The following is an 18,498-nucleotide window of genomic DNA, read 5'->3' as shown; positions in this document are numbered from 1 at the left end:
TGGGTGAGCTTCGTCCACAGCCCGGCCCCCATCGACGCGGCTCTCGAGGGCGGCCTGGTGAAAGCGCCGGCGCAGCGCGACCTGACGCTGCCCGTCCGGCTGACGACCGTCCAGCTGTGGCCGGAGTGGCTCGAGAGCGAACCGGCCGGAGATGGTGGTCCACCCTGCGAGACCGCCTCGGCGGTTCCGCGCGGTAACCCGGCCGACCTCGGGCTCTCCTGCCGAGAGTGGGCCATTCGGCTTAATTCCGGAACGTCTGCCGCACGCCGCTTCGATTTCGGTGGTTTCCTCGTACCCGACTCGGGGATGGGGGGATGGACAACAGGATGAGGGAGCCGATATCGGACAAAGCCGAGAATGCGGAAGCCCGCGTCGACCAATTGGTCGCGCAAGCGAAGCAGAAAGCGCAGCGTTACCGCGCGATGCAGCAGGCCGTCGAGCAGGTCTCGGTGTCGGCCGCCAGCAAGGACGGCACCGCCACGGTCACCGTCGACTCCGCCGGCAACGTCACCGACCTGCGGATCACCGATCGCGTCCGGGAGATGTCGGGCACTCAGGTCGCGAAAGCGGTGCTGTCCGCGCTGCGCACCGCGCAGGCGAAGCTGCCGGACCGGCTCGGCGAGGTCATGGCGGAGACCATCGGCGACGATCCGCAGACCCGCGACACCATCGTCGGCAGCTACCGGGCGAAGTTCCCGGAACCCGAACCCGAGCCGGACGAAACCGGGCCGGGCGCCCGGATCGGCCGGCTCGCCGACGAACCCGAAGCCGCGTCGACACCACCGCCGCCGCAGAGGCCGCAGCCGCGCCGGCCACCCCCGCCCGACGATGACGATGAGGGCTTCGGCGGCCCGGTCATGATCCGCGAATAGCCGGGACGAGAGGCGACCGTGCCGGACGGTGCGATGAACGGCGGCGGCTACCAGGTCCGCCCGGACGAACTGCTCACCCACGCGAAGGCGGTCGAGCAGGTCGGGCAGACGCTGGGGCAGGCGCTCGCCGCCGCCGAGCAGGTCACCATGGGCGTCCAGGCCTACGGCCTGATCTGCGGCCCGCTCTTCGTGCCGATGGTGCTCGGGGTCAGCGCGCCCGGGGTGATCACCCTCGGCGCCGCGCAGGACGCCATGGGCACGCTGGCGCAGTCGGTCCGGCAGGCGGCGAAGACCTATCAGGACGCCGAACAGGCGCACGCGCAGCGGATCACCGGCCTCGGCGAGGGCCTGTCGTGAGCAATCCCCTGGTCGCCGCGAAACAGGATTCGACGACCTGGCACACCGGCATCAACGTCCTCGACGACGCGATCGGCGCCTACGACGGCATCAAGTCCGGCTCGTGGATCGAGGGCGGCATCGCCGCGCTCGGCACCGCGATGGACCTGCTGACCATCGCGATGAACCCGGTGGGCACGCTCATCTCCTACGGCCTCAACTGGCTGATCGAGCACGTCCAGCCGTTGCAGGACGCGCTGAACCAGCTCGCCGGGGACGCCGACCAGATCACCGCCTACGCGCAGACCTGGGGCAACATCGCCAAGGCCGTGGAGAAAGCGGCCAAAGACCTCGGCGACAGCGTGCGGAAGGACACGGCGAACTGGACCGGCCGCGCCGCGGACGCCTACCGCGCGAACGTCAAGGACAAGATCGACCACCTCAACGCGGCCGCGACCTGCGCGAACGGGATCAGCACCGTGGTGGAGGTCGTCGGGGTGATCACCGCCGCGGTGCGCGCCATGGTCCGCGACATGATCACCCAGGCGGTCGGCGACTTCATCCAGGACGCGCTGGAGGAGGTCTGCTCGCTCGGGCTCGGCACGCCGGTCGTGGTGGCGCAGGTGGTCGAGCAGGTGTCGGCGTGGATCGAGAAGATCGGCGCGCTGGTCAAGAAGCTGATCAACTCGGTCGAGAAGCTGCGGCCGCTGATGGCGAAGCTCGAAGAGATCTTCGCCGCGGTCAAGAAGGTGATGTCCGAGCTGCACGGACGTCCCGGCGAAGAAGGCACGCACGTCTCGTCGGCCGAACCGGGCCACTCCGGCCCGCCCGAAGCCGGCGCCCCGCACGACGGCACCTCGCCGTCGTCCGCGCCGGAACCGGACGGCAGTGTCCCCGACGGCACGCCGTCCGGCAGCCGCGGCACCGACCCGGCCGCGTCCGGGAGCCACGATCCGGAGGCGGCCGGCGGGCAGAAGTCCGAGGGCACCGGCGGCTGCGACGGCAAGGGCGGCGACCCGGTCGACGCGGTGTCCGGCCAGATGATCACCGCGGGCACCGACGTCGAGCTGCCCGGGCTGCTGCCGCTGGTGCTGAACCGCGCGTACGCCTCCGGCTACGGCGACGGCCGGTCCTTCGGCCCCGGCTGGGCGTCCACACTGGACCAGCGGCTGGTGCTGACCGACGACTTCGTCCGGTACTACGGCTTGGACGCGGAGGTGCTGAGCTACATCCACCCCGCCCGCGACGGCTCTCCGGTGCTGCCGAGCTTCGGCGCCCGCTGGCCGCTGAGCTGGGACGCCGCCGCGGGAACCTACCTGCTCGTCGACGAGGAATCGGGCTGGACCCGCCGGTTCGCCGCGCACCCCACAGCGCCGGGGGAATGGCAGATCAGCTCGCTGTCGGACCGCAGCGGGCACCGCGTCGACTACCTGCGCGACGAAACCGGCCGCCCGCTCGCGGTCACGCATTCCGGCGGCTACCGGGTCGGCGTCGACACCGTCGACGGCGCGGACGGCCTCCGCATCGCCGGATACCGCCTGCTCGGCGGCGGCGAAACCGGCGAAGACGTGCCGATCGTGTCGTTCCGCTACGACCGGCGCGGCCGGCTCTCCGGCATCGTGAACTCGACCGGCGCGCCCTACCAGTACGACTACGACGACGCGGACCGGATCGTCGCCTGGATCGACCGCACCGGCTACCGCTACGAGTACGAATACGGCCCGGACGGACGCGTCGTCCGCGGCGCCGGGCTCCACGGCTACCTCGACGCGACCTTCGGCTACGACCTGGCCGGCCGGGTCACCGTCGTCACCGACAGCCTCGGCGGGCGCACCGAATACCACTACGACGAGCACAACCACATCACCGCGGTGGTCGACCCGAACGGCGGCGTCGAACGCCCCGAGTTCGACCGGTTCCACCGGCTGCTGTCGTTCACCGACAAGAACGGCGCGGTCACCCGCTACCAGCGCGACGGGAACGGCGACCCGACGCGGATCGAATACCCCGACGGCACCGCGCTCACCATCGAGTACGACCCGCGCCGGCGCCTGCCGGTCACGGTGACCCAGCCGAACGGCGCGGTCTGGCGGCACACCTACGACGACGCCGGCCGCATCCTGTCCACAGTGGACCCGCTGGGCGCGGTCGCGACGAGCGAGCTGGACGAGCGCGGCCACTTGGCCGCCACCGTCGAACCGGACGGCGCCCGCTGGACCTACACTAGCGACGACGCCGGCCGCCCGCTGTCGATCACCTCGCCGGACGGCGAAACCACCACGTTCCGGCTCGACGGCTTCGGCCGGGCGATCGAAGCGACCGACCCGCGCGGCCGCACCACCCGGTACGGCTGGACCCGCGAAGGCGCGCTGGCCTGGCGCGTCGCCGCAGGCGGCGACCGCGAGGAACGGTTCTACGATCTCGAAGGCAGCCTGGTCCGGGCCCGCTCGGCCACCGGCGCGACCACGGTGTTCGAACGCGGCCCGTTCGGCCTGCTCGCCGCGCGCACCGGCCAGGACGGCGTCCGGCACACCTTCACCCACGACACCGAACTGCGGCTCACCGGCGTCCGCAACCCGGCCGGGCAGACCTGGTCCTACCGCTACGACCCGGCCGGAAACCTGATCGGCGAACAGGATTTCACCGGCCGCGCGCTCGAATACCGGGTCGACGCGATGGGCGCGATGATCTCGCGCGCCGAAGCGGGCGCGGTGACCGAACTGACCCGCGACGTCCGCGGCCGGGTGTCCCGGCAGACCTCCGGCGAAACGACCATCGCCTACGACTACGACGAAGGCGGCCGGCTGCGCCGGGTCGCCGACGGCACCGTCGAAGTGACCTACGAACGCGACCTGCTCGGCCGCCCGGTCGCCGAAGCCGTCGACGGCCGGGTGCTGCGCAGCGAGTACGACCTGACCGGCCGCCGCGTCCGCCGGATCACCCCGTCCGGCGTGGAAGCGCGGTGGCACTACGACGAGCTGCGCCGGGAAACCGCGCTGACCGGGACCGCCGGCACGGTCGCCTTCGAGTACCGGGAAGGCCGGGAGGTGCTCCGCCGCCTCGGCGAAAACGCGAGCCTGGCCCAAACGCACGACGAACTGGGCCGCCTCGCCGGGCAAACCCTCTTTTCCGGCGGCGAACCGGATCGCGCGCTCCAGGAACGCGGTTTCCGCTACCGCGCCGACGGTCAGGTGCTCGCGATCGACGACCGGGTGCACGGCCCACGCGTCTTCGCCCTCACCCCGGGCGGCCGGGTCACCGGCGTGCAAGCCGCCGGCTGGACCGAACAGTACGCCTACGACGCACTGGGAAACCTGGTCTCGGCCCAGCCCGGTCCGTCCACTGAGGACGCCTCGGACGTGGCCGGCCCCCGCGCGGTGGACGGAATGCTGCTGCGCAGCGCGGGCCGGACGTCGTACTCCTACGACGCGGCCGGCCGGGTCGTCCGGGAAATCCGGCGCAGCCTCTCGGGCCGGCGCCGGATCCGCGAGTACGCCTGGAACGACCGCGACCAGCTGGTCGGCGTCACCACGCCGGACGGCACCCGCTGGCGCTACCGCTACGACCCGTTCGGCCGCCGGATCGCCAAGCAGCGCCTCGCTCCCGACGGCGGCATCGCCGAAGAAACCACGTTCTCGTGGGACGGCAGCGTGCCGGCCGAAGCCGCCCGCACCGTCGACGGCCGGACCACCGTCACGACCTGGGACTACCGCGGCGGCTCGGCCGAGCCGATCGCGCAAACCACCCGCTCCTGGCTGGCGGACGCGCCCACCGCGGTCATCGACACCCGCTTCCACGCCATCGTCGCCGACCTGATCGGCGCACCGACCGAACTGGTCGACGCGACCGGCCGGATCGCCTGGTACCGGACCAGCGGCTTGTGGGGCAACACCATCGTCATGTCCACTTCGGACGGAATCGGCTGCCCGCTGCGCTTCCCGGGCCAGTACCACGACGACGAAACCGGGCTGCACTACAACGTGCACCGCTACTACGACCCGCACACCGCGCGGTACCTGTCGCCGGACCCGATCGGGCTGACCCCGTCCGCGAACCACTACACGTACGTCCCGAACCCGCTCGCCGTGGCCGACCCGCTGGGCCTGGCCGGCTACCGGGACCCGGGGAGCCAGCAATGGGCCCGTGACCCCGCGCTGCGGCCCGCCGACCACGTCCACAACCGGGGCACCGAATACCCCGGCGGCTACTGGCAGTCCACCCACGACGCGATGGCGACGAAGTGGACCACGGAGGGCCGTGCCCTCGGCGGCGTCCCGCGCGACCCGAGCGGTGCCCGCATCCCGCACGACCAGCTGACCTGGGTGGACGCGCAGGGCCGGCCGATCCCGTACTACGACGCGAACGGCAACCGGAACCTGACCTACGAGCACGTTCCCCCGGTCGTGGAGCACTGGCGCGACGAGGGCCACAACATGACCGACGAGGAGCGCAAGGCCTGGTACAACAACACCGACGACATGGAAGCCATGGGCCGATCGCAGAACTCGTCCGAAGGCGCGCAGCTCACCGACCGTTACGCGGAGACGGAGCCGGGACCTCGGCATCCGTGTACCTTGCACTGACCAGGCCGGATCGGGAGGCGAACAGTGGACCCACGGGAAACCTACGCGGCGATGCCCGGCGTCACCGCTCTCGGCGACCTGCCCGACGCCTGGCACTGGGCGGCCGCCCCCGGCTTCGACCACTGCGCCGCCCTGTACGACGACGGCAAGCGCGCGTTCCAGGCCTACGCACTGGATTCGTACGACGAAGGCTTCGCCGTCGCGCTGCTGTCCTTCGCCCGCTCGCACAGCGCCGAATTGACCACCGACGCCCCGCTGACGCCGGCCGAAGGCTTCTCCCACCGGGGATACGGCTTCGACGCGGTGGCCGCGGCCGCCCCGCCCCTGCACCGCTTGTACCCGGACGACGCCGAGATGAACGACGCCGTCCGGGCGGTCATCCCGGTCTACCGCTGCGAGGTGGCCGGCGACGAGAGCCTCCAGGACGCCGAATACCGCTACAGCCGCGGCTCGGGCATCCGCGGCACCCGCTGGGACCGCCCGCCGTCGCCGTACCTGAAGTACCGCTACCGGGGCGCCACTGGTTCCGTGCAAGCAAAACGCGGCTTCGCCGGGCTCAAGTCGATGATCAGCACGGTGACCCGGGGCGAGGGCCGGGACGACCTGTTCGTGGAGTTCGAGAACTACCGGCACGAGGTGTACACGATCACCTGGGCCGGCACTTGGACCCTGACCGGGCCGGACGGCATCGCCACGCCGGTCAGCCTCGAGGAACTGCTGGAAGCGATCAAGGTCGCGCTGTACGGACCGAACGTCGAGTACGCGGACTTCCCCGGCTGAAGCGGGCTATCTCTTCGTGAGAAGCCGGGTCTGTTCGCGCAGGATCTCGGCGGTGTTCGCCACCCAGCCCGCGATCACCGCCTGCTCGGCCGGGGAATAGCGGGCCATCAGCTTCGCCATTGCCGCGTCGAGGCCGGCGAACAGCTTCCTGAACGCTCCGGGCACCGCCGTGATCACCAGCCGGCGGCGGTCGGCCGGGTCCGGGGCGCGATGGGCCAGCCCCGCGCGTTCGAGCCGATCGACCACGCCGGTCACCGCGCCCGGGGTCAGGCCGATCTCCTTGGCCAGGTCGCCCGCCGACACCGACCCGGCCCCCGCGATCACGGCGAGAGCGCGCTGGTCGACCGCCGTCACGCCCAGGCTCGCCCCCACCGCCTCGTGGAACGCCACCACGGCGGTGCTGAGCTCACGTCCGGCGTCCCGACCTTCCATGCCGTCACTTTACCTGAGCAGATATTTCAGTACACTGAACTAAAATGTTCAACGACTGAGACATCGGGGTGGTCATGAGCGAACTGAAACTGGCGCTCGAGGTGCCGAGATGGGCCTGGCAGTGCTACATCGAGCACCTCGGGCTGGTGCTCGGCCTCTCGTCGGTCGCCTCGATCCAGCGGCTGGTCGTCGTCAACTGGACCGCGCAGATCCCCCACGGTGTCGCGCTCGCCTCCGAGGTCGTGGTGCTGGCCGCCCGGGTCACTCTGGTCGTCGCCATCTGGCGGATCGCCATGCGCGGCCAGGCCCTCCGCCTGAGCGCCGGCCGGGCATTCGCGCGAAACCACTGGCGCAGCCTGCTGTGGCAGGGCGCATTCCCCGGTGCCGCCTACTTGGCCTTCCAGATCCTGGCCGAAGACGCCCTGGCGAAGCTGCTGCCCGAGTCCGCCCGGCAGACCTTCCTGGCCATCCTGCTGTTCCTGAAGAACCCCACGATCATCGCGCTGACGTTCCTGTGGTGGATCGGTGTGCTGCGCCAGGCCTTCCGGCCGAACGTTCCCCGGCCGGCGGCTGGCGTTCAACAGCCCTCGAGCGCACTCTGTCGAAGTGACGGATGAGGACGAAGACGGCTTCGGCAGCGACTGGATCTTCGGCTCGGTGCCCTGGCGGGAGATCAGCGAGCCGGGGCCCCACACCGAAGAGCCGCTGATCGACGCGTGGTGGCACGGCACCCGGGTCACCGTCGTCGCGCCCGGCGTCATCGAGGAGTGGGCGGCGACGGCGCAGGCGGCCTTCTTTCCGACGGCGGACGTCGACGCGCAAGTCATCGACGTCCCGGCGACCTTGGCCGAGGAGGGACTCACCGGCCCGCTGCCGCGGAACGCGCTGGTCGTCAAGAACTGTGCCGGGATTCAGATCGGGAACTGGAACAAGCAGACGAACATCCACAAGTTCCGGGTCGAGGACGTGCGGATCACCCTCGACCAGGCACTGGCCCGGAGCTTCGCCACCAGCGTGCCGACGCCGGAGGCGGTGAAGAGCCGGACGAAGGTGGCGATCTGGAACTCCCGCGGCGTGCAGGTGGGCGACTTCAACCGGCAACGCAACGTGTTCCGCCACGTCGTCACCGGCCCCGAAATCGCACTGGGCCGCGGGGACACCGCGATCGTGGACCAGTTGCGTGACGGGCAGGTCGACGCGGCCGAGCGGGCGCTCGTCAAGCTGGTGCGGCGGGAATTCGAGCGGGATGCGGCGCAGCTCTACACGGCGCTCGACGTGACGTGCAACGAACGGCTCCCGGTTCCGCCGCCGATCGTGGAGAACACGTTCGGTGGCGAGTACGGGCTCGGCAACGAGCAGAAGGTCCGCGAAGACATCACCGTCACCGGGGTGAACGCCACCGACCTGATCGACACCCTGGTCGAATTGCTGCTCGAAGCCGAGGCGCTGAAGGGCCCGTCACCCGGCGAAGAGGCGGTCGGCTTGGAGCCGGTGGACCTCGAGCCACCCGCCCCTCTCGATCTCGAAGACATCGTGCTCGAAGCCGAGCCGGATCCGTTCACGATCAAGCCGGTGGAACGCGAGCCGATCCCGCCGCCGGTCATCGACGAGCCCGCTCGAGACCCCTGGTTCCGCTGGTGACCCGGTCGGCCCGCGGTTCGCCGGTCGGAGCACGCTTCGGCGCGGCGAGCCGGCCGATCGCCGGAATCGGACTCCGAAGCCGCCGGACCAGGGTTGATCCGCGTGTCGGGTGGGACCTACTCTTCAGCGTCGATGCTTGCCGAGGAGGACCCATGCGAGGCGTCAACCGTAGCCGTGGTCACCGGGTGATCATCTCCTGTGCGCTGTCCGCCGGTCTGCTGGCCGCGACGAGCCCGGCAGCGGAGGCGGTCCCAGCGCCACGGTTCACCCCCGGTGCACCCGGCGCCGGGGATCCGTACTTCCCCGACATGGGCAACGGCGGCTACGACGTCGGCCACTACGACATCCGGCTGGCGTTCGACCCCGGCACCGGCGCGATCGACGCGACCACGACGATCCTCGCCACGGCCACCCAGGACCTCTCCCGCTTCGACCTGGACTTCCAGGGACCGCTGACGATCAGCAGGCTCTCGGTGAACGGCCGCAACGCCGCCTTCACCCGCAGCGGCGCCCAGGAGCTGGTGATCACCCCGCCGTCCGGCCTGCGGAAGGGCAGCCCGTTCGTCGTCTCGGTGAGCTACGCCGGCGTCCCGCAGAAGATCGACGACCCGGCGCTGGGCCTCTCCGGCTGGGTCGCCACCAAGGACGGCGCGGTCGCGCTCAACCAGCCCATCGGCGCGGCGACCTACTACCCGGTGAACGACACCACCGACGACAAAGCGACCTACACCCAGACCATCACCGTGCCGGCCGGGCTCACCGTGCTGGCCAACGGCGAACCCGGGCCCAACACCACCCGCGACCACCAGACGACCTTCCGCTGGTCCATGAACCGGCCGATGGCCAGCGAGCTGAGCATGCTCGCGATCGGCCACTACGACGTCACCCGCGGCGTGACGGCCGGCGGCCTGCCGAACATCACCGCGATCGGCCAGTCGATCGACACCAAGCCCGGGCAGGGACAGGTGTTCAACCAGACCACGGCGCAGGTCGTCCAATGGGAATCCTCGGTGTACGGGCCGTACCCGTTCGACTCGACCGGCGGCATCCTCGCCGACGTCGGCGTCCACTACGCCCTCGAGACCCAGAGCCGGCCGGTCTACGACCAGGACACCAGCGACGTCGACGGCGACCTGCTCGCCCACGAACTCGGCCACCAGTGGTTCGGCGACAGCCTCACCCCGGTGCACTGGTCGGACATCTGGCTCAACGAAGGCTTCGCGACCTACTCCGAGTGGCTCTACCAGGAGAAGTTCAACGGCGTCCCGGTGCAGCAGACCTTCGCGAAGACCTACACCGACGAGAAGGATTGGACCGGCGCAGTCGCCGACCCCGGCCGTGACAACATCTTCAACGACCTGGTCTACAACCGCGGCGCGATGACCCTGCAGGCGCTGCGGATGAAGATCGGCGATCGCGCGTTCTTCGAGGTGCTCACGCTGTGGCCGACGCTGCACCGGTACGGCAACGTCTCGACGCGGCAATTCATCCAGTTCGTCGAGCGGCTGACCCACCGCAACCTCGACTCGTTCTTCCAGACCTGGCTCTACCAGCCGGGCAAGCCGGCACTCTGACCCCCGGCCGGAGTGCCTATCCGGGCTCTCCCGTCCGCACGGCCGATGCTTCCGTGGCGCTCGCCAGCGCGCGGTTGTTCAGCCGGGGATAGGCCACCAGCGTCAGCAGGATCAGGAAAACCCCTCCGGCCACGTACGGGATCCGGACGCCGAACGCGTCGGCGAGGATGCCACTGAGGGCCGCGCCGATCGGGCCCCCGATCATCACCACCATCCGGCTCGACGAGAGCACCCTGCCCAAGAGGCGGCGGGGCACGATCTGCTGGCGGAGTGTGCTGACGACGACGTTCTGCGCGGTCGTCAGCGCGCCGGTGGCCATCATCATGAACGCCGCAACCCACACATCGGCGACCAGCCCCAGCCCCAGAACGGCCACCCCCACGCCGCCTTTGCCCGCGAGCAGCACCGCACCCGGGCCGAATCGCTTGCTGACGGCCGAGGCCGCCAGCCCGCCGGCCGTCGCCCCCACCGCGGTGGCCGTCAGCAACAAGCCGAAACCGACGTCCGGAAGCCGGAGAACCTGCTTGGCCAGCAGGGCCAGCATCGCGAACTGAGCCGAGGCGACGACGTTGCTGAGGCAGGTGATCACGGCCAGTGCCCGCAGGGTGCGGTTTCCGAGCAGCCACCGGATACCTTCGACGATTTCCAGCCGCGCGCTTTTGCGTAGGGTGCCGGACGGCACTTCGGTCGTGCCGTCGGCCCGGATCGACCGGATCAGCACACCGCTGGCCGCGAACGAGAGTGCGTTGCCCGCGAACGGCAGGACGTTCCACACCCCGAACAACGCGGAGCCCAGCGGCGGCCCCACGAAGTCCTCGCCGTTGCTTTCCGCCGCGGCGATCCGCCCGTTCGCAGTGGACAGGTGCCGAGGGTCTCGTGACACGAAATCGGGAACCGCCGACTGAGCCGCGAGGTCGAAGAAGACCTGCCCCACGCCGAGGGCGAAGGCCGCGAGCACCAGCCACACCAGGTTCACCCGCGAAGTCAGGATCAGGACCACGAGAGCGGCCAGGACCGCGAACCGACCGGCGTCCGCCCACACCATCACCCGCCTGCGGTCGAGTCGATCGACCACGACACCGGCGTACAGCGAAACCAGCACCCAGGGAAGCTCGACGGCCACGACGACCAGGCTCAACGCCACCGGGCTACTGGTGATCTGCAGGACCAGCAGGGGCAGCGCGGCCGCGTGCATGCCGGTGCCGGTGGCCGAAACGAGCGTGGCGGCGAAGAGCCGGTGGAAGCGGCCGCCCAGTTTCACCTTGGTGCTGCCGTGGTCCTTCGCCCGCAATTTGCGACTTCCCCCACCGTCGATGGTGATCCCCGCGAGCCGCGCCGCGCAAAAATGGACGACGTGACGATCACCTTGACCGTACCGCGGACCGGGTCCGAGCCCGCCCTGCGCTTGCGCCCGTGGCGGCCGGACGACCTCCCGGCACTGGTCGCGGCCCATCGCGATCCGGTGCTGCGCCGGCGGCTGACCACCGCCCTGGCCGACGAAGCCGAGGCCCGGCGGTGGCTCGACGCCCAGGCCGCCGGCCGGAAGTCCGCGACCCGGTTCGGTTTCGCGGTGGTGGCCGAGGACGACGACCGGACGCCCCTCGGCCACGTGGGCATCAAGGTGGTGACCGCCGGCGTGGCCGAAGCCGGCTACTGGACAGCGGCGCAGGCCCGGGGGCGGGGCATCGCCACCCGGGCCCTGGAGACCACGTCGCACTGGGCGCTGCACACGCAGGACGTCGTCCGGTTGACCCGGCTCGACCTGCTGCACGCGGAGGACAACCCGGCCTCCTGCCGGGTGGCGGAGAAGTGCGGCTACGTCCTGCGCGAACTGCTCCCGCCCGCACCGCCGGCCTTCCCGGCCCGCGGGCACCGGCACGTGCGCACACCGTGCGTCCCGAACCGGCTGACGCTCGTCCGGGTGGGTGAGGCTCGTTCCGAGCTTCACCCACCCGCGCCGAAGAGCGTCCTTCAGCCGGACTCCGGCCGAACTCAGCCGTGCAGGGCGCTCCCGGCCTGCCAGGCCGCCCAGCTGATGGCCCAGTCGCCGTGGCCGTTGTTGATGGCCAGCTGCGGGCCGCCCGAGTTGGTGACCTCGACCACGTCGCCGACGTTGAAAGTGTCGAAGAACCACTTGGCGTTGTCGGTGTTCATGTTGAGGCAGCCGTTGGAGACGTTGTCGCTGCCCTGCACACTGACCGTCTTCAGGTTCTCGTGCAGGTATTCGCCGTCGTTGGAGATGCGGACGTTCCAGTTCTCCGGTGCGCTGTAGTAACCGGGGTCGCCTTCGCACACGCCGTAGGTGCAGGAGTCCATGATCTTGTGGTCCTCCTTCCCCAGCACGGTGTGCGTGCCGTTGAAGGTCGGGGTCGCGCCCCGCGGCGGGGTGTCGGCGGTCTTGCCCATGCTGGTCGGCGCGGTCCGCACCAGCTGGCCGTTGTGGAACGCCTTGATCTGGTGCGTCTTGCCGTCCGCCTTGGCGATCCAGGAGTCGTGCACCTTGTAGGTGGCCGAGACGTCCTGGCCGCCGTACAGGCCGCCGCCGATCGGCGTGCCGAAGGTCGTGGTCTCGAGCTTCACTGTCGAGCCGGCCTTCCAGTAGTCCTTGGGCCGGAAGTGCACCTCGCGCTTGCCGACCCAGTACCAGCCGCCCTCCTGGGCGGGCGAGGACGTCACCTTGAAGGACTTCTCCACCGTGGCCTTGTCGGTGATGTCGTGGTCGAACTTCAGGCCGATGATCAGGCCGACGCCGAAATCACCCGACGCCGACTGGAAGAGCGCCGGGGTCGCGACCCCGGCCGGCTTGACCGTGTGCACTTCCCCGCGCTGCTCGCTCGCCGCGCCCGCCTGGTTCACCGCGGTGGCGACCACCTGGTAGGTGGACGCGTAGCGGAGGCGGTCCGAGCTGGTCCACGTCGTCTTGTCCGGCGAGAGCTCGCCCTTGACGGCGTTGCCGGTCTGCGGGTTCGTCACCGCGACCGCCTGCAACGTGCCACCGGACGCCTTGACGACGATCGGGTCCTTGGGGCTCAGCTGGTCCCCGCCCCCGAACGCCACAGTCGCGGCCGGCACCCCGGGTACGGTCGCCGTCCCGGGCGCTCCGGCCGCTCCGATCGCGCCGGCCGGTTGCGCAGCCCCCACGGTGCCGGTCTCTCCACTACATGCCGCCAGCAGCAGGGCCACCAGGCCGAGTCCGGCGATGCGGATCATTCTCACGACCACAAGACGTCCGACCCCCACCCGAAGTTGTGTAACGATCCGATCTCTCGAGGACCCGGCGGGCAGACGCGGGCCGCCGGCCGGGAGGCCCTACGCTCCCACCGTCGATTCCCCCGTCTTGGAGGTGCTGTGGAGCGGCTGGTTCCCGACGTCACGGGATGCGATCCGGCGCTGGCCGGCCGGATGCTGGCCACCGTGGCCTGCATCGACGCCGACGGCATCCCGAAGGTCGCCGACGCGGGGGCGTGCCGCGACCACGAGGGCGGCCGCGTGCAGGTCATGCACAACGGCCTGCTCGTCGAGGAGGGCGGGTACTACGGCGCCTGGATGTCCGAGATCATCCGGGCCCTGCGCGGCCACCACGAACCGCAGGAAGAGATCGTCTTCCACCGGATTCTCGAACGCCTGGCCGCCGACGGCGGGGCGCCCGCCATGATCGAGTTCGGCAGCTTCTGGACCTACTACGGCCTCTGGTTCTGCCACACCATCCCCACCGGCCGGGTCGTCGGCCTCGAGCCGGACCCCGCCTGGATCGACGTCGGCCGCCGCAACGCCGCGCTCAACGACTGCGAAGACCGCATCCGGTTCGTCCGGGGCGCCCTCGGCGACGCCCCCGGCGAGCCACTGGCCTTCGAGGCCGAGAGCGACGGGCAGGTGCACCACGTCCCCCAGTACGACCTGGCCTCACTGCTGGCCGAAACCGGCCTGGACCGGGCCGACCTCGTCCTGGCCGACGTCCAGGGGGCCGAGACGGTCCTGCTCGCCCGCGCCCGCGGCGACCTCGAGGCCGGGCGGGTGCGGTTCCTGGTCGTCTCCACCCACCACTACACCATCTCCGGCGACCCGCTCACCCACCAGAACGCCCTGCGGCTCCTGCTCGACGCCGGCGCGCACGTCATCGCCGAGCACACGGTCGGCGAATCCGTCAGCGGCGACGGCCTCATCGCGGTGTCCTTCGACCCGCGTGACAAGGACTTCACCGTCCCGGTCACCCATGCCCGCCACCGCGACTCCTTGGGCGGCGAACTCGAGTACGACCTCGCCGCCGCGCTGGCGGCGCGCGCCGAAGCGCAGGAGTCCGCCAAGGCGGCCACCCACCACGCCGGCCTGCTCGACGAACAGCTCGGGCACCTCCGAGCCGAGCTGGCCCGCACGGCAGCCGAGCGCGACGAGTACCGGACGGAACTCGAGGCCGTCTTCGCCACCAAGCTCTGGCGCTGGGCCAAGAAGCCCCGGGAGATCTACGGCCGCCTGACCAACCGGCACTGACCGGCTCGAGGGCGTCAGAACAGGGTCGCGGGCTCGACCGGCGCCGGCTCGGGCAGGGGGTCGAGTCCGGGCACCAGCGCGCGCACGTCGTCGTGGAACCGGCGGGCGAGTGCCGGAGCGTCGTTGTTGTCGGGGGTGTGCACGAACACCGTCGGCGACCGGCCCTCGCGCAGCCAGCCCGCGACCACCGCCGTCCACGGCCGCCACCCCTCGATCGTCTCCTCGGCCGAGTCCCGGCCCAGGTAGCGGACGACCGGCCGGTCGGTCAGGGCCCGCGTCCGCCGCGGCAGCCGCGGTTTCATGGTCCAGGTTTCGCGTTCGACCTCGCTCTCCGGCGGGCGCCGGAAGAAGACCGTGGTGTCGAACGGCACCCACTCGGCGTGCGCGCCGGCGAGCGTCTCCTCCAGCAGCGACGTCGAGCCGGCGTCGGTGAAGAACCCGGGGTGGCGCACCTCCACGGCGCGCCGGTTGCCGGCGGGGAGCCGGCGCAGGAAGCGGCCGAGGGCGTCGACGTCCGCGGGGCCGAACGAACCGGGCAGCTGGGTCCACAGGACCGCCCGCTCGCCGAGGGGTTCGATCGCGTCCAGGAACGCCCGCATCTCGGCTTCGACCCCGGCGAGCCGGCGCTCGTGCGTGACGACCTTGGGCAGCTTGACCACGAACCGGAAGCCGGGATCGGTCTGCTGCGCCCAGGTTTCGACGGTCGCCCGGGCCGGAGTCGCGTAGAAGGTGGTGTTGCCTTCGACCGCGTTGCACCAGCCGGCGTAGGCCCGCAGCCGTTCCTTCGCCGGCAGCGACTGCGGCAGGAACCGCCCGGGCCACGCCTTGTGGGACCACATCGCGCAGCCGACATGAAGACGGGCCACCGGCGTCAGCTCCCCTCGATCGTGGGTGAACAGTTTGCCAGGTGCCGGGCGGGCCCGCCGGACGCCGGAACCCCGTTTCCCGGCGCCAGGCCGGTTCGAGCGCCTCGGCGAACCGCACCGCCGGCACGGGGACAACTGGGCCGGCGACCGGAAGTGCTTGAAGGAGCAACTAGATGCGAGTAGTAGTGGCATGAGGACCGAACGAGTCCGTTCACTCTTCAGGGGAGAAGCAATGCCACTGGGTTTCAGCCTTCCGGTGTTCGGCAAGGCGGCGGCCACGCCGGGCGGGATCGCGCGGTACGCGCGCGAGGCGGAACGGGCCGGCGCGGCCAGTCTCTGGGTGGGTGACCGGCTGCTGTCGCCGGTCGCGCCGGTGGTGCCGTACCCGGGCTACGACACCATGCCCGAGGAGTTCCACACCGCGCAGGACCCGTTCGTCGCGCTGGCCGTCGCCGCGGCGGTGACCGAAACCGCGGTGCTCGGTTCCAGCACCATCAACGCGACGCAGTACCAGCCCGCCAACTTCGCCCGGCTGCTGACCAGCCTCGACGTCGCGAGCAACGGCCGGCTGCTCCCGGGGCTGGGCATCGGCTGGTCCCCCGACGAGTACGACGCGGTCGGCGTGCCGATGTCCGAGCGCGGCAAGCGGCTCGACGACCTGCTCGACCTGCTCGAGACGTGGTGGACGAAGGACACCGTGACCCACGAGGGTGTCGGCTACAAGATCGCGGAGTCCGACGTTGCCCTGAAGCCCGTGCGCAAGCCGCCGATCCACCTGGCCGGCTTCGGCGAGAAGTCGCTGCGCCGGGTCGCCGAGCGAGCCGACGGCTGGCTCCCGGTCTGGTCGGTGCCCGAGCAGTTCCCCGCGGACGTGATCACCTCGACCCTGGCCAAGCTCCGCGCCGACGCCGAGCAGGCCGGCCGCGACCCGCAGGCGCTGGGGGTGGCGCTGCGGGTGAACCCCGACCCCGGCACGGACGCGGAGACCATCGCCGAGTCGGTCACCCGGATCGTCGAGCTGGTGAACCCGGACCACACGTTCGTGGACCTCACCTACCTGACCGGCAGCATCGAGGAACACCTCGACCTCACCGGCCGGCTGCTCGAGCTGACCGCCAAGGGCTGACCGCCCGGCGCGGGAGCCCCTCGGCGGAGGGGTTCCCGCGCCGACGCGCACGGCGCCGGCTGTTCGAGGTGCAGGCGAGCGGCTACCGGGAACCGACGTCACCCCGGCCCTGACGGCCGGAGCCGACCGGGTCCGAAGTGGACTGTGGTACGGCGCCGCGGAGGAGCGGGGCGAAGGCGACGAGCAGGAGCGCGGCGCCCAGCGGGATGAAGTCCTTGTCGAGCAGGGGCAGGACGATCTCGGCGAGGACCAGCACCGGCGCCCACGGCTTCACCCTCCGCCGGAGGGCGAGGAGCGTGACCAGGACGAGCTGGCCGGCGAAGAACAGCAGCGGCCCGTAGCTGTAGAACGCCGCGTCGACTCCCGGCACGTCCTGGATCCGGGCGAAGGACGCGTCCATCCCGGCGCGGTCGGCGGATCCGAACCCGACCACGAGGTCGATGCCGAACTGGACGCCGACGGCCAGCTCGCCGGCGAGCCCGGCGAGGAACCCGGCGGTGGCGAGGCGGCCACGGCCGGCGATCGTCCACATGGTCCGGAAGGCGTGGGCGAAGAACCCCAGCCCCACGAGGAAGACCAAGTGACCGGCGGTCCAGGCGAGCCCCGGGCCGCGGCTGCCGTCCAAGCCGTCCAAGATCCTGATGACACCGTAGAGGCCCAGGCAGAGCGGGGCGGCGAGGAACGCGAAAGCGGAAGAACGCATGCGGCAGAGTCTCTTCGCGTGCGCTGCCGCGGACAATCGGGGAAACCCCCGGGCGTACCCCCGGCTTCGGCTCAGGGTCGCCGGCGAACGGACTCCGAAAGTTTCGGCCGGAAATCCGTTCTTTTCGAAAGCGGAAACGGTGGGGAATAACCACGATTCCGGTCCGGCGTTTGGTTGAAGTTTGTCCGGATCGGGGATAAGCTGCTGCCACCCTGGGAGCGCTCCCACATGAACCACCACCGCTCGATCATCCGAGAATGGAGGCTCATCCATGCGTAGGCGCAACTTCTCCGGGTCCGGCACCGGACGGCGAGGCCTGCTCGCCCTGGTCATCGCCGGGCTGGCCGGTTTGTTCGTCGGGGTGCCCGCCGCTTCGGCGCACGGGACCATCGTCGATCCCGCCACCCGGGCCTACCAGTGCTGGAAGGACTGGGGCAGCCAGCACACGAACCCCGCCATGCAGCAGCAGGATCCCATGTGCTGGGCGGCTTTCCAGGCCAACGCCGACACCATGTGGAACTGGATGAGCGCCCTGCGGGACGGGCTGCACGGCAACTTCCAGGGCGTGACGCCGGACGGGCAGCTGTGCAGCAACGGCTTGGCGCGCAACAACTCCCTCAACACCCCCGGCCCGTGGCGCACCACCAGCATCGGCAGCACCTTCTCGATGCACCTCTACGACCAGGCCAGCCACGGCGCCGACTTCATCCGGGTCTACGTCAGCAAGAACGGCTACGACCCCACCACCCAGCCCCTCGGCTGGGGCAACCTCGACCAGGTCACGCAGACCGGCCGCTACGCCCCGGCGAAGGACATCACCTTCACCGTCCAGACCAACGGTGGTTACCGCGGACACCACGTCGTCTTCACGATCTGGCAGGCTTCGCACCAGGACCAGACGTACATGTGGTGCAGTGACGTGAACTTCGGCTGACCGCGATCCGCCGTGCCGCATTGAACGGGCAGCGTCCTGTTCAATGCGGCACGGCGGTGTTCTTTTCTGACCGATCCTGAACGGTTCGCTTCGGAACCCTGGCCGCTTGCCCGGGCCGGGTGTTAACCAGTGTCTCGACCATTTCCGGCTGCGCAGGATCCGG

General features: G+C 70.7%; 15 protein-coding genes and 1 pseudogene. 11 read left to right on the top strand and 5 right to left on the bottom strand.

Features of this window, described 5'->3' with window-relative positions; genetic code table 11:
* The first annotated feature begins 326 nt into the window (after nt 1-326).
* Genes ISP_RS07705 through ISP_RS07690 form a run of 4 tightly spaced genes read left to right on the top strand, consistent with a single transcriptional unit; the run spans nt 327 to nt 6,571 of the window.
* Nucleotides 327-872: a YbaB/EbfC family nucleoid-associated protein gene (locus ISP_RS07705; protein ID WP_034284719.1), complete on the top strand. Its 546-nt coding sequence runs from the start codon at nt 327-329 to the stop codon at nt 870-872.
* Nucleotides 873-890: 18 nt separating this feature from the next.
* The gene (locus tag ISP_RS07700) at nt 891-1,229 is read left to right on the top strand and encodes a type VII secretion target (protein ID WP_013223321.1); all 339 of its coding nucleotides are present in this window, start codon (nt 891-893) and stop codon (nt 1,227-1,229) included.
* Nucleotides 1,226-5,791 carry an RHS repeat-associated core domain-containing protein gene (locus ISP_RS07695; protein ID WP_013223320.1) on the top strand — a complete coding sequence of 1,522 codons (4,566 nt, stop codon included), beginning with the start codon at nt 1,226-1,228 and terminating at the stop codon, nt 5,789-5,791. The genes ISP_RS07700 and ISP_RS07695 overlap by 4 nt, the downstream gene beginning before the upstream one ends.
* A gap of 24 nt (nt 5,792-5,815) precedes the next feature.
* Nucleotides 5,816-6,571 carry a hypothetical protein gene (locus tag ISP_RS07690; protein WP_013223319.1) on the top strand — a complete coding sequence of 252 codons (756 nt, stop codon included), beginning with the start codon at nt 5,816-5,818 and terminating at the stop codon, nt 6,569-6,571.
* Between the two features lie 6 nt (nt 6,572-6,577).
* Here the strand turns inward: ISP_RS07690 and ISP_RS07685 are convergent, their stop codons facing one another.
* Nucleotides 6,578-7,003: a MarR family winged helix-turn-helix transcriptional regulator gene (locus ISP_RS07685; RefSeq protein WP_013223318.1), complete on the bottom strand. Its 426-nt coding sequence runs from the start codon at nt 7,001-7,003 to the stop codon at nt 6,578-6,580.
* A 74-nt stretch (nt 7,004-7,077) separates the two neighbouring features.
* Here ISP_RS07685 and ISP_RS07680 point away from each other — a divergent pair, with 74 nt between their 5' ends.
* The 3 genes from ISP_RS07680 (at nt 7,078) to ISP_RS07670 (ending at nt 10,218) form a co-directional block, all read left to right on the top strand.
* A complete protein-coding gene (locus ISP_RS07680; protein WP_230468729.1) occupies nt 7,078-7,620 on the top strand; it encodes a hypothetical protein in 543 nt (180 codons plus the stop codon).
* A complete protein-coding gene (locus ISP_RS07675; protein ID WP_013223316.1) occupies nt 7,610-8,644 on the top strand; it encodes an RIP homotypic interaction motif-containing protein in 1,035 nt (344 codons plus the stop codon). Before ISP_RS07680 ends, ISP_RS07675 begins: the two co-directional genes overlap by 11 nt.
* A 152-nt stretch (nt 8,645-8,796) precedes the next feature.
* The gene (locus ISP_RS07670; RefSeq protein ID WP_230468728.1) at nt 8,797-10,218 is read left to right on the top strand and encodes a M1 family metallopeptidase; all 1,422 of its coding nucleotides are present in this window, start codon (nt 8,797-8,799) and stop codon (nt 10,216-10,218) included.
* A gap of 16 nt (nt 10,219-10,234) precedes the next feature.
* Here ISP_RS07670 and ISP_RS07665 read toward each other — a convergent pair whose 3' ends face one another.
* Nucleotides 10,235-11,671, bottom strand: coding sequence for an MFS transporter (locus tag ISP_RS07665; protein WP_350602417.1), 1,437 nt, complete (start codon nt 11,669-11,671; stop codon nt 10,235-10,237).
* Between ISP_RS07665 and ISP_RS48245 the strand changes: the two are divergent.
* Nucleotides 11,564-11,977, top strand: a pseudogene (locus ISP_RS48245) (GNAT family N-acetyltransferase); the annotation flags it as partial. The gene ISP_RS07665 and the pseudogene ISP_RS48245 overlap by 108 nt on opposite strands.
* A gap of 233 nt (nt 11,978-12,210) precedes the next feature.
* Here ISP_RS48245 and ISP_RS07660 read toward each other — a convergent pair.
* Nucleotides 12,211-13,428: a L,D-transpeptidase gene (locus tag ISP_RS07660; protein WP_013223313.1), complete on the bottom strand. Its 1,218-nt coding sequence runs from the start codon at nt 13,426-13,428 to the stop codon at nt 12,211-12,213.
* A gap of 138 nt (nt 13,429-13,566) precedes the next feature.
* On the opposite strand from ISP_RS07660, the gene ISP_RS07655 reads away from it, so the two are divergent.
* Nucleotides 13,567-14,706 carry an FkbM family methyltransferase gene (locus ISP_RS07655; protein ID WP_013223312.1) on the top strand — a complete coding sequence of 380 codons (1,140 nt, stop codon included), beginning with the start codon at nt 13,567-13,569 and terminating at the stop codon, nt 14,704-14,706.
* Nucleotides 14,707-14,720: 14 nt separating this feature from the next.
* On the opposite strand, the gene ISP_RS07650 is transcribed toward ISP_RS07655, so the two are convergent.
* On the bottom strand, nt 14,721-15,545 hold the full coding sequence (locus ISP_RS07650; protein ID WP_014466665.1) for a DUF72 domain-containing protein: 825 nt from the start codon (nt 15,543-15,545) through the stop codon (nt 14,721-14,723).
* Nucleotides 15,546-15,804: 259 nt separating this feature from the next.
* On the opposite strand from ISP_RS07650, the gene ISP_RS07645 reads away from it, so the two are divergent.
* The gene (locus ISP_RS07645; protein WP_013223310.1) at nt 15,805-16,698 is read left to right on the top strand and encodes a TIGR03619 family F420-dependent LLM class oxidoreductase; all 894 of its coding nucleotides are present in this window, start codon (nt 15,805-15,807) and stop codon (nt 16,696-16,698) included.
* Between the two features lie 82 nt (nt 16,699-16,780).
* Here the strand turns inward: ISP_RS07645 and ISP_RS07640 are convergent, their stop codons facing one another.
* On the bottom strand, nt 16,781-17,401 hold the full coding sequence (locus ISP_RS07640; protein WP_013223309.1) for a hypothetical protein: 621 nt from the start codon (nt 17,399-17,401) through the stop codon (nt 16,781-16,783).
* 271 nt (nt 17,402-17,672) lie between these two features.
* On the opposite strand from ISP_RS07640, the gene ISP_RS07635 reads away from it, so the two are divergent.
* A complete protein-coding gene (locus ISP_RS07635; RefSeq protein WP_013223308.1) occupies nt 17,673-18,335 on the top strand; it encodes a lytic polysaccharide monooxygenase auxiliary activity family 9 protein in 663 nt (220 codons plus the stop codon).
* Nucleotides 18,336-18,498: the final 163 nt, after the last annotated feature.

This window comes from Amycolatopsis mediterranei, from assembly GCF_026017845.1.
GTDB lineage: Bacteria > Actinomycetota > Actinomycetes > Mycobacteriales > Pseudonocardiaceae > Amycolatopsis > Amycolatopsis mediterranei.
This window is presented reverse-complemented; position numbering and strand designations above follow the sequence as displayed.

Coding starts and splice junctions, on each gene's coding strand:
- ISP_RS07705 (WP_034284719.1), top strand. CDS start 327: ATGAGGGAGCCGATATCGGACAAAGCCGAGAATGCGGAAGCCCGCGTC.
- ISP_RS07685 (WP_013223318.1), bottom strand. CDS start 7,003: ATGGAAGGTCGGGACGCCGGACGTGAGCTCAGCACCGCCGTGGTGGCG.
- ISP_RS07680 (WP_230468729.1), top strand. CDS start 7,078: ATGAGCGAACTGAAACTGGCGCTCGAGGTGCCGAGATGGGCCTGGCAG.
- ISP_RS07670 (WP_230468728.1), top strand. CDS start 8,797: ATGCGAGGCGTCAACCGTAGCCGTGGTCACCGGGTGATCATCTCCTGT.
- ISP_RS07665 (WP_350602417.1), bottom strand. CDS start 11,671: ATGGGCCGCGACCAGTGCCGGGAGGTCGTCCGGCCGCCACGGGCGCAA.
- ISP_RS07660 (WP_013223313.1), bottom strand. CDS start 13,428: ATGATCCGCATCGCCGGACTCGGCCTGGTGGCCCTGCTGCTGGCGGCA.
- ISP_RS07650 (WP_014466665.1), bottom strand. CDS start 15,545: ATGTGGTCCCACAAGGCGTGGCCCGGGCGGTTCCTGCCGCAGTCGCTG.
- ISP_RS07645 (WP_013223310.1), top strand. CDS start 15,805: ATGCCACTGGGTTTCAGCCTTCCGGTGTTCGGCAAGGCGGCGGCCACG.
- ISP_RS07640 (WP_013223309.1), bottom strand. CDS start 17,401: ATGCGTTCTTCCGCTTTCGCGTTCCTCGCCGCCCCGCTCTGCCTGGGC.
- ISP_RS07635 (WP_013223308.1), top strand. CDS start 17,673: ATGCGTAGGCGCAACTTCTCCGGGTCCGGCACCGGACGGCGAGGCCTG.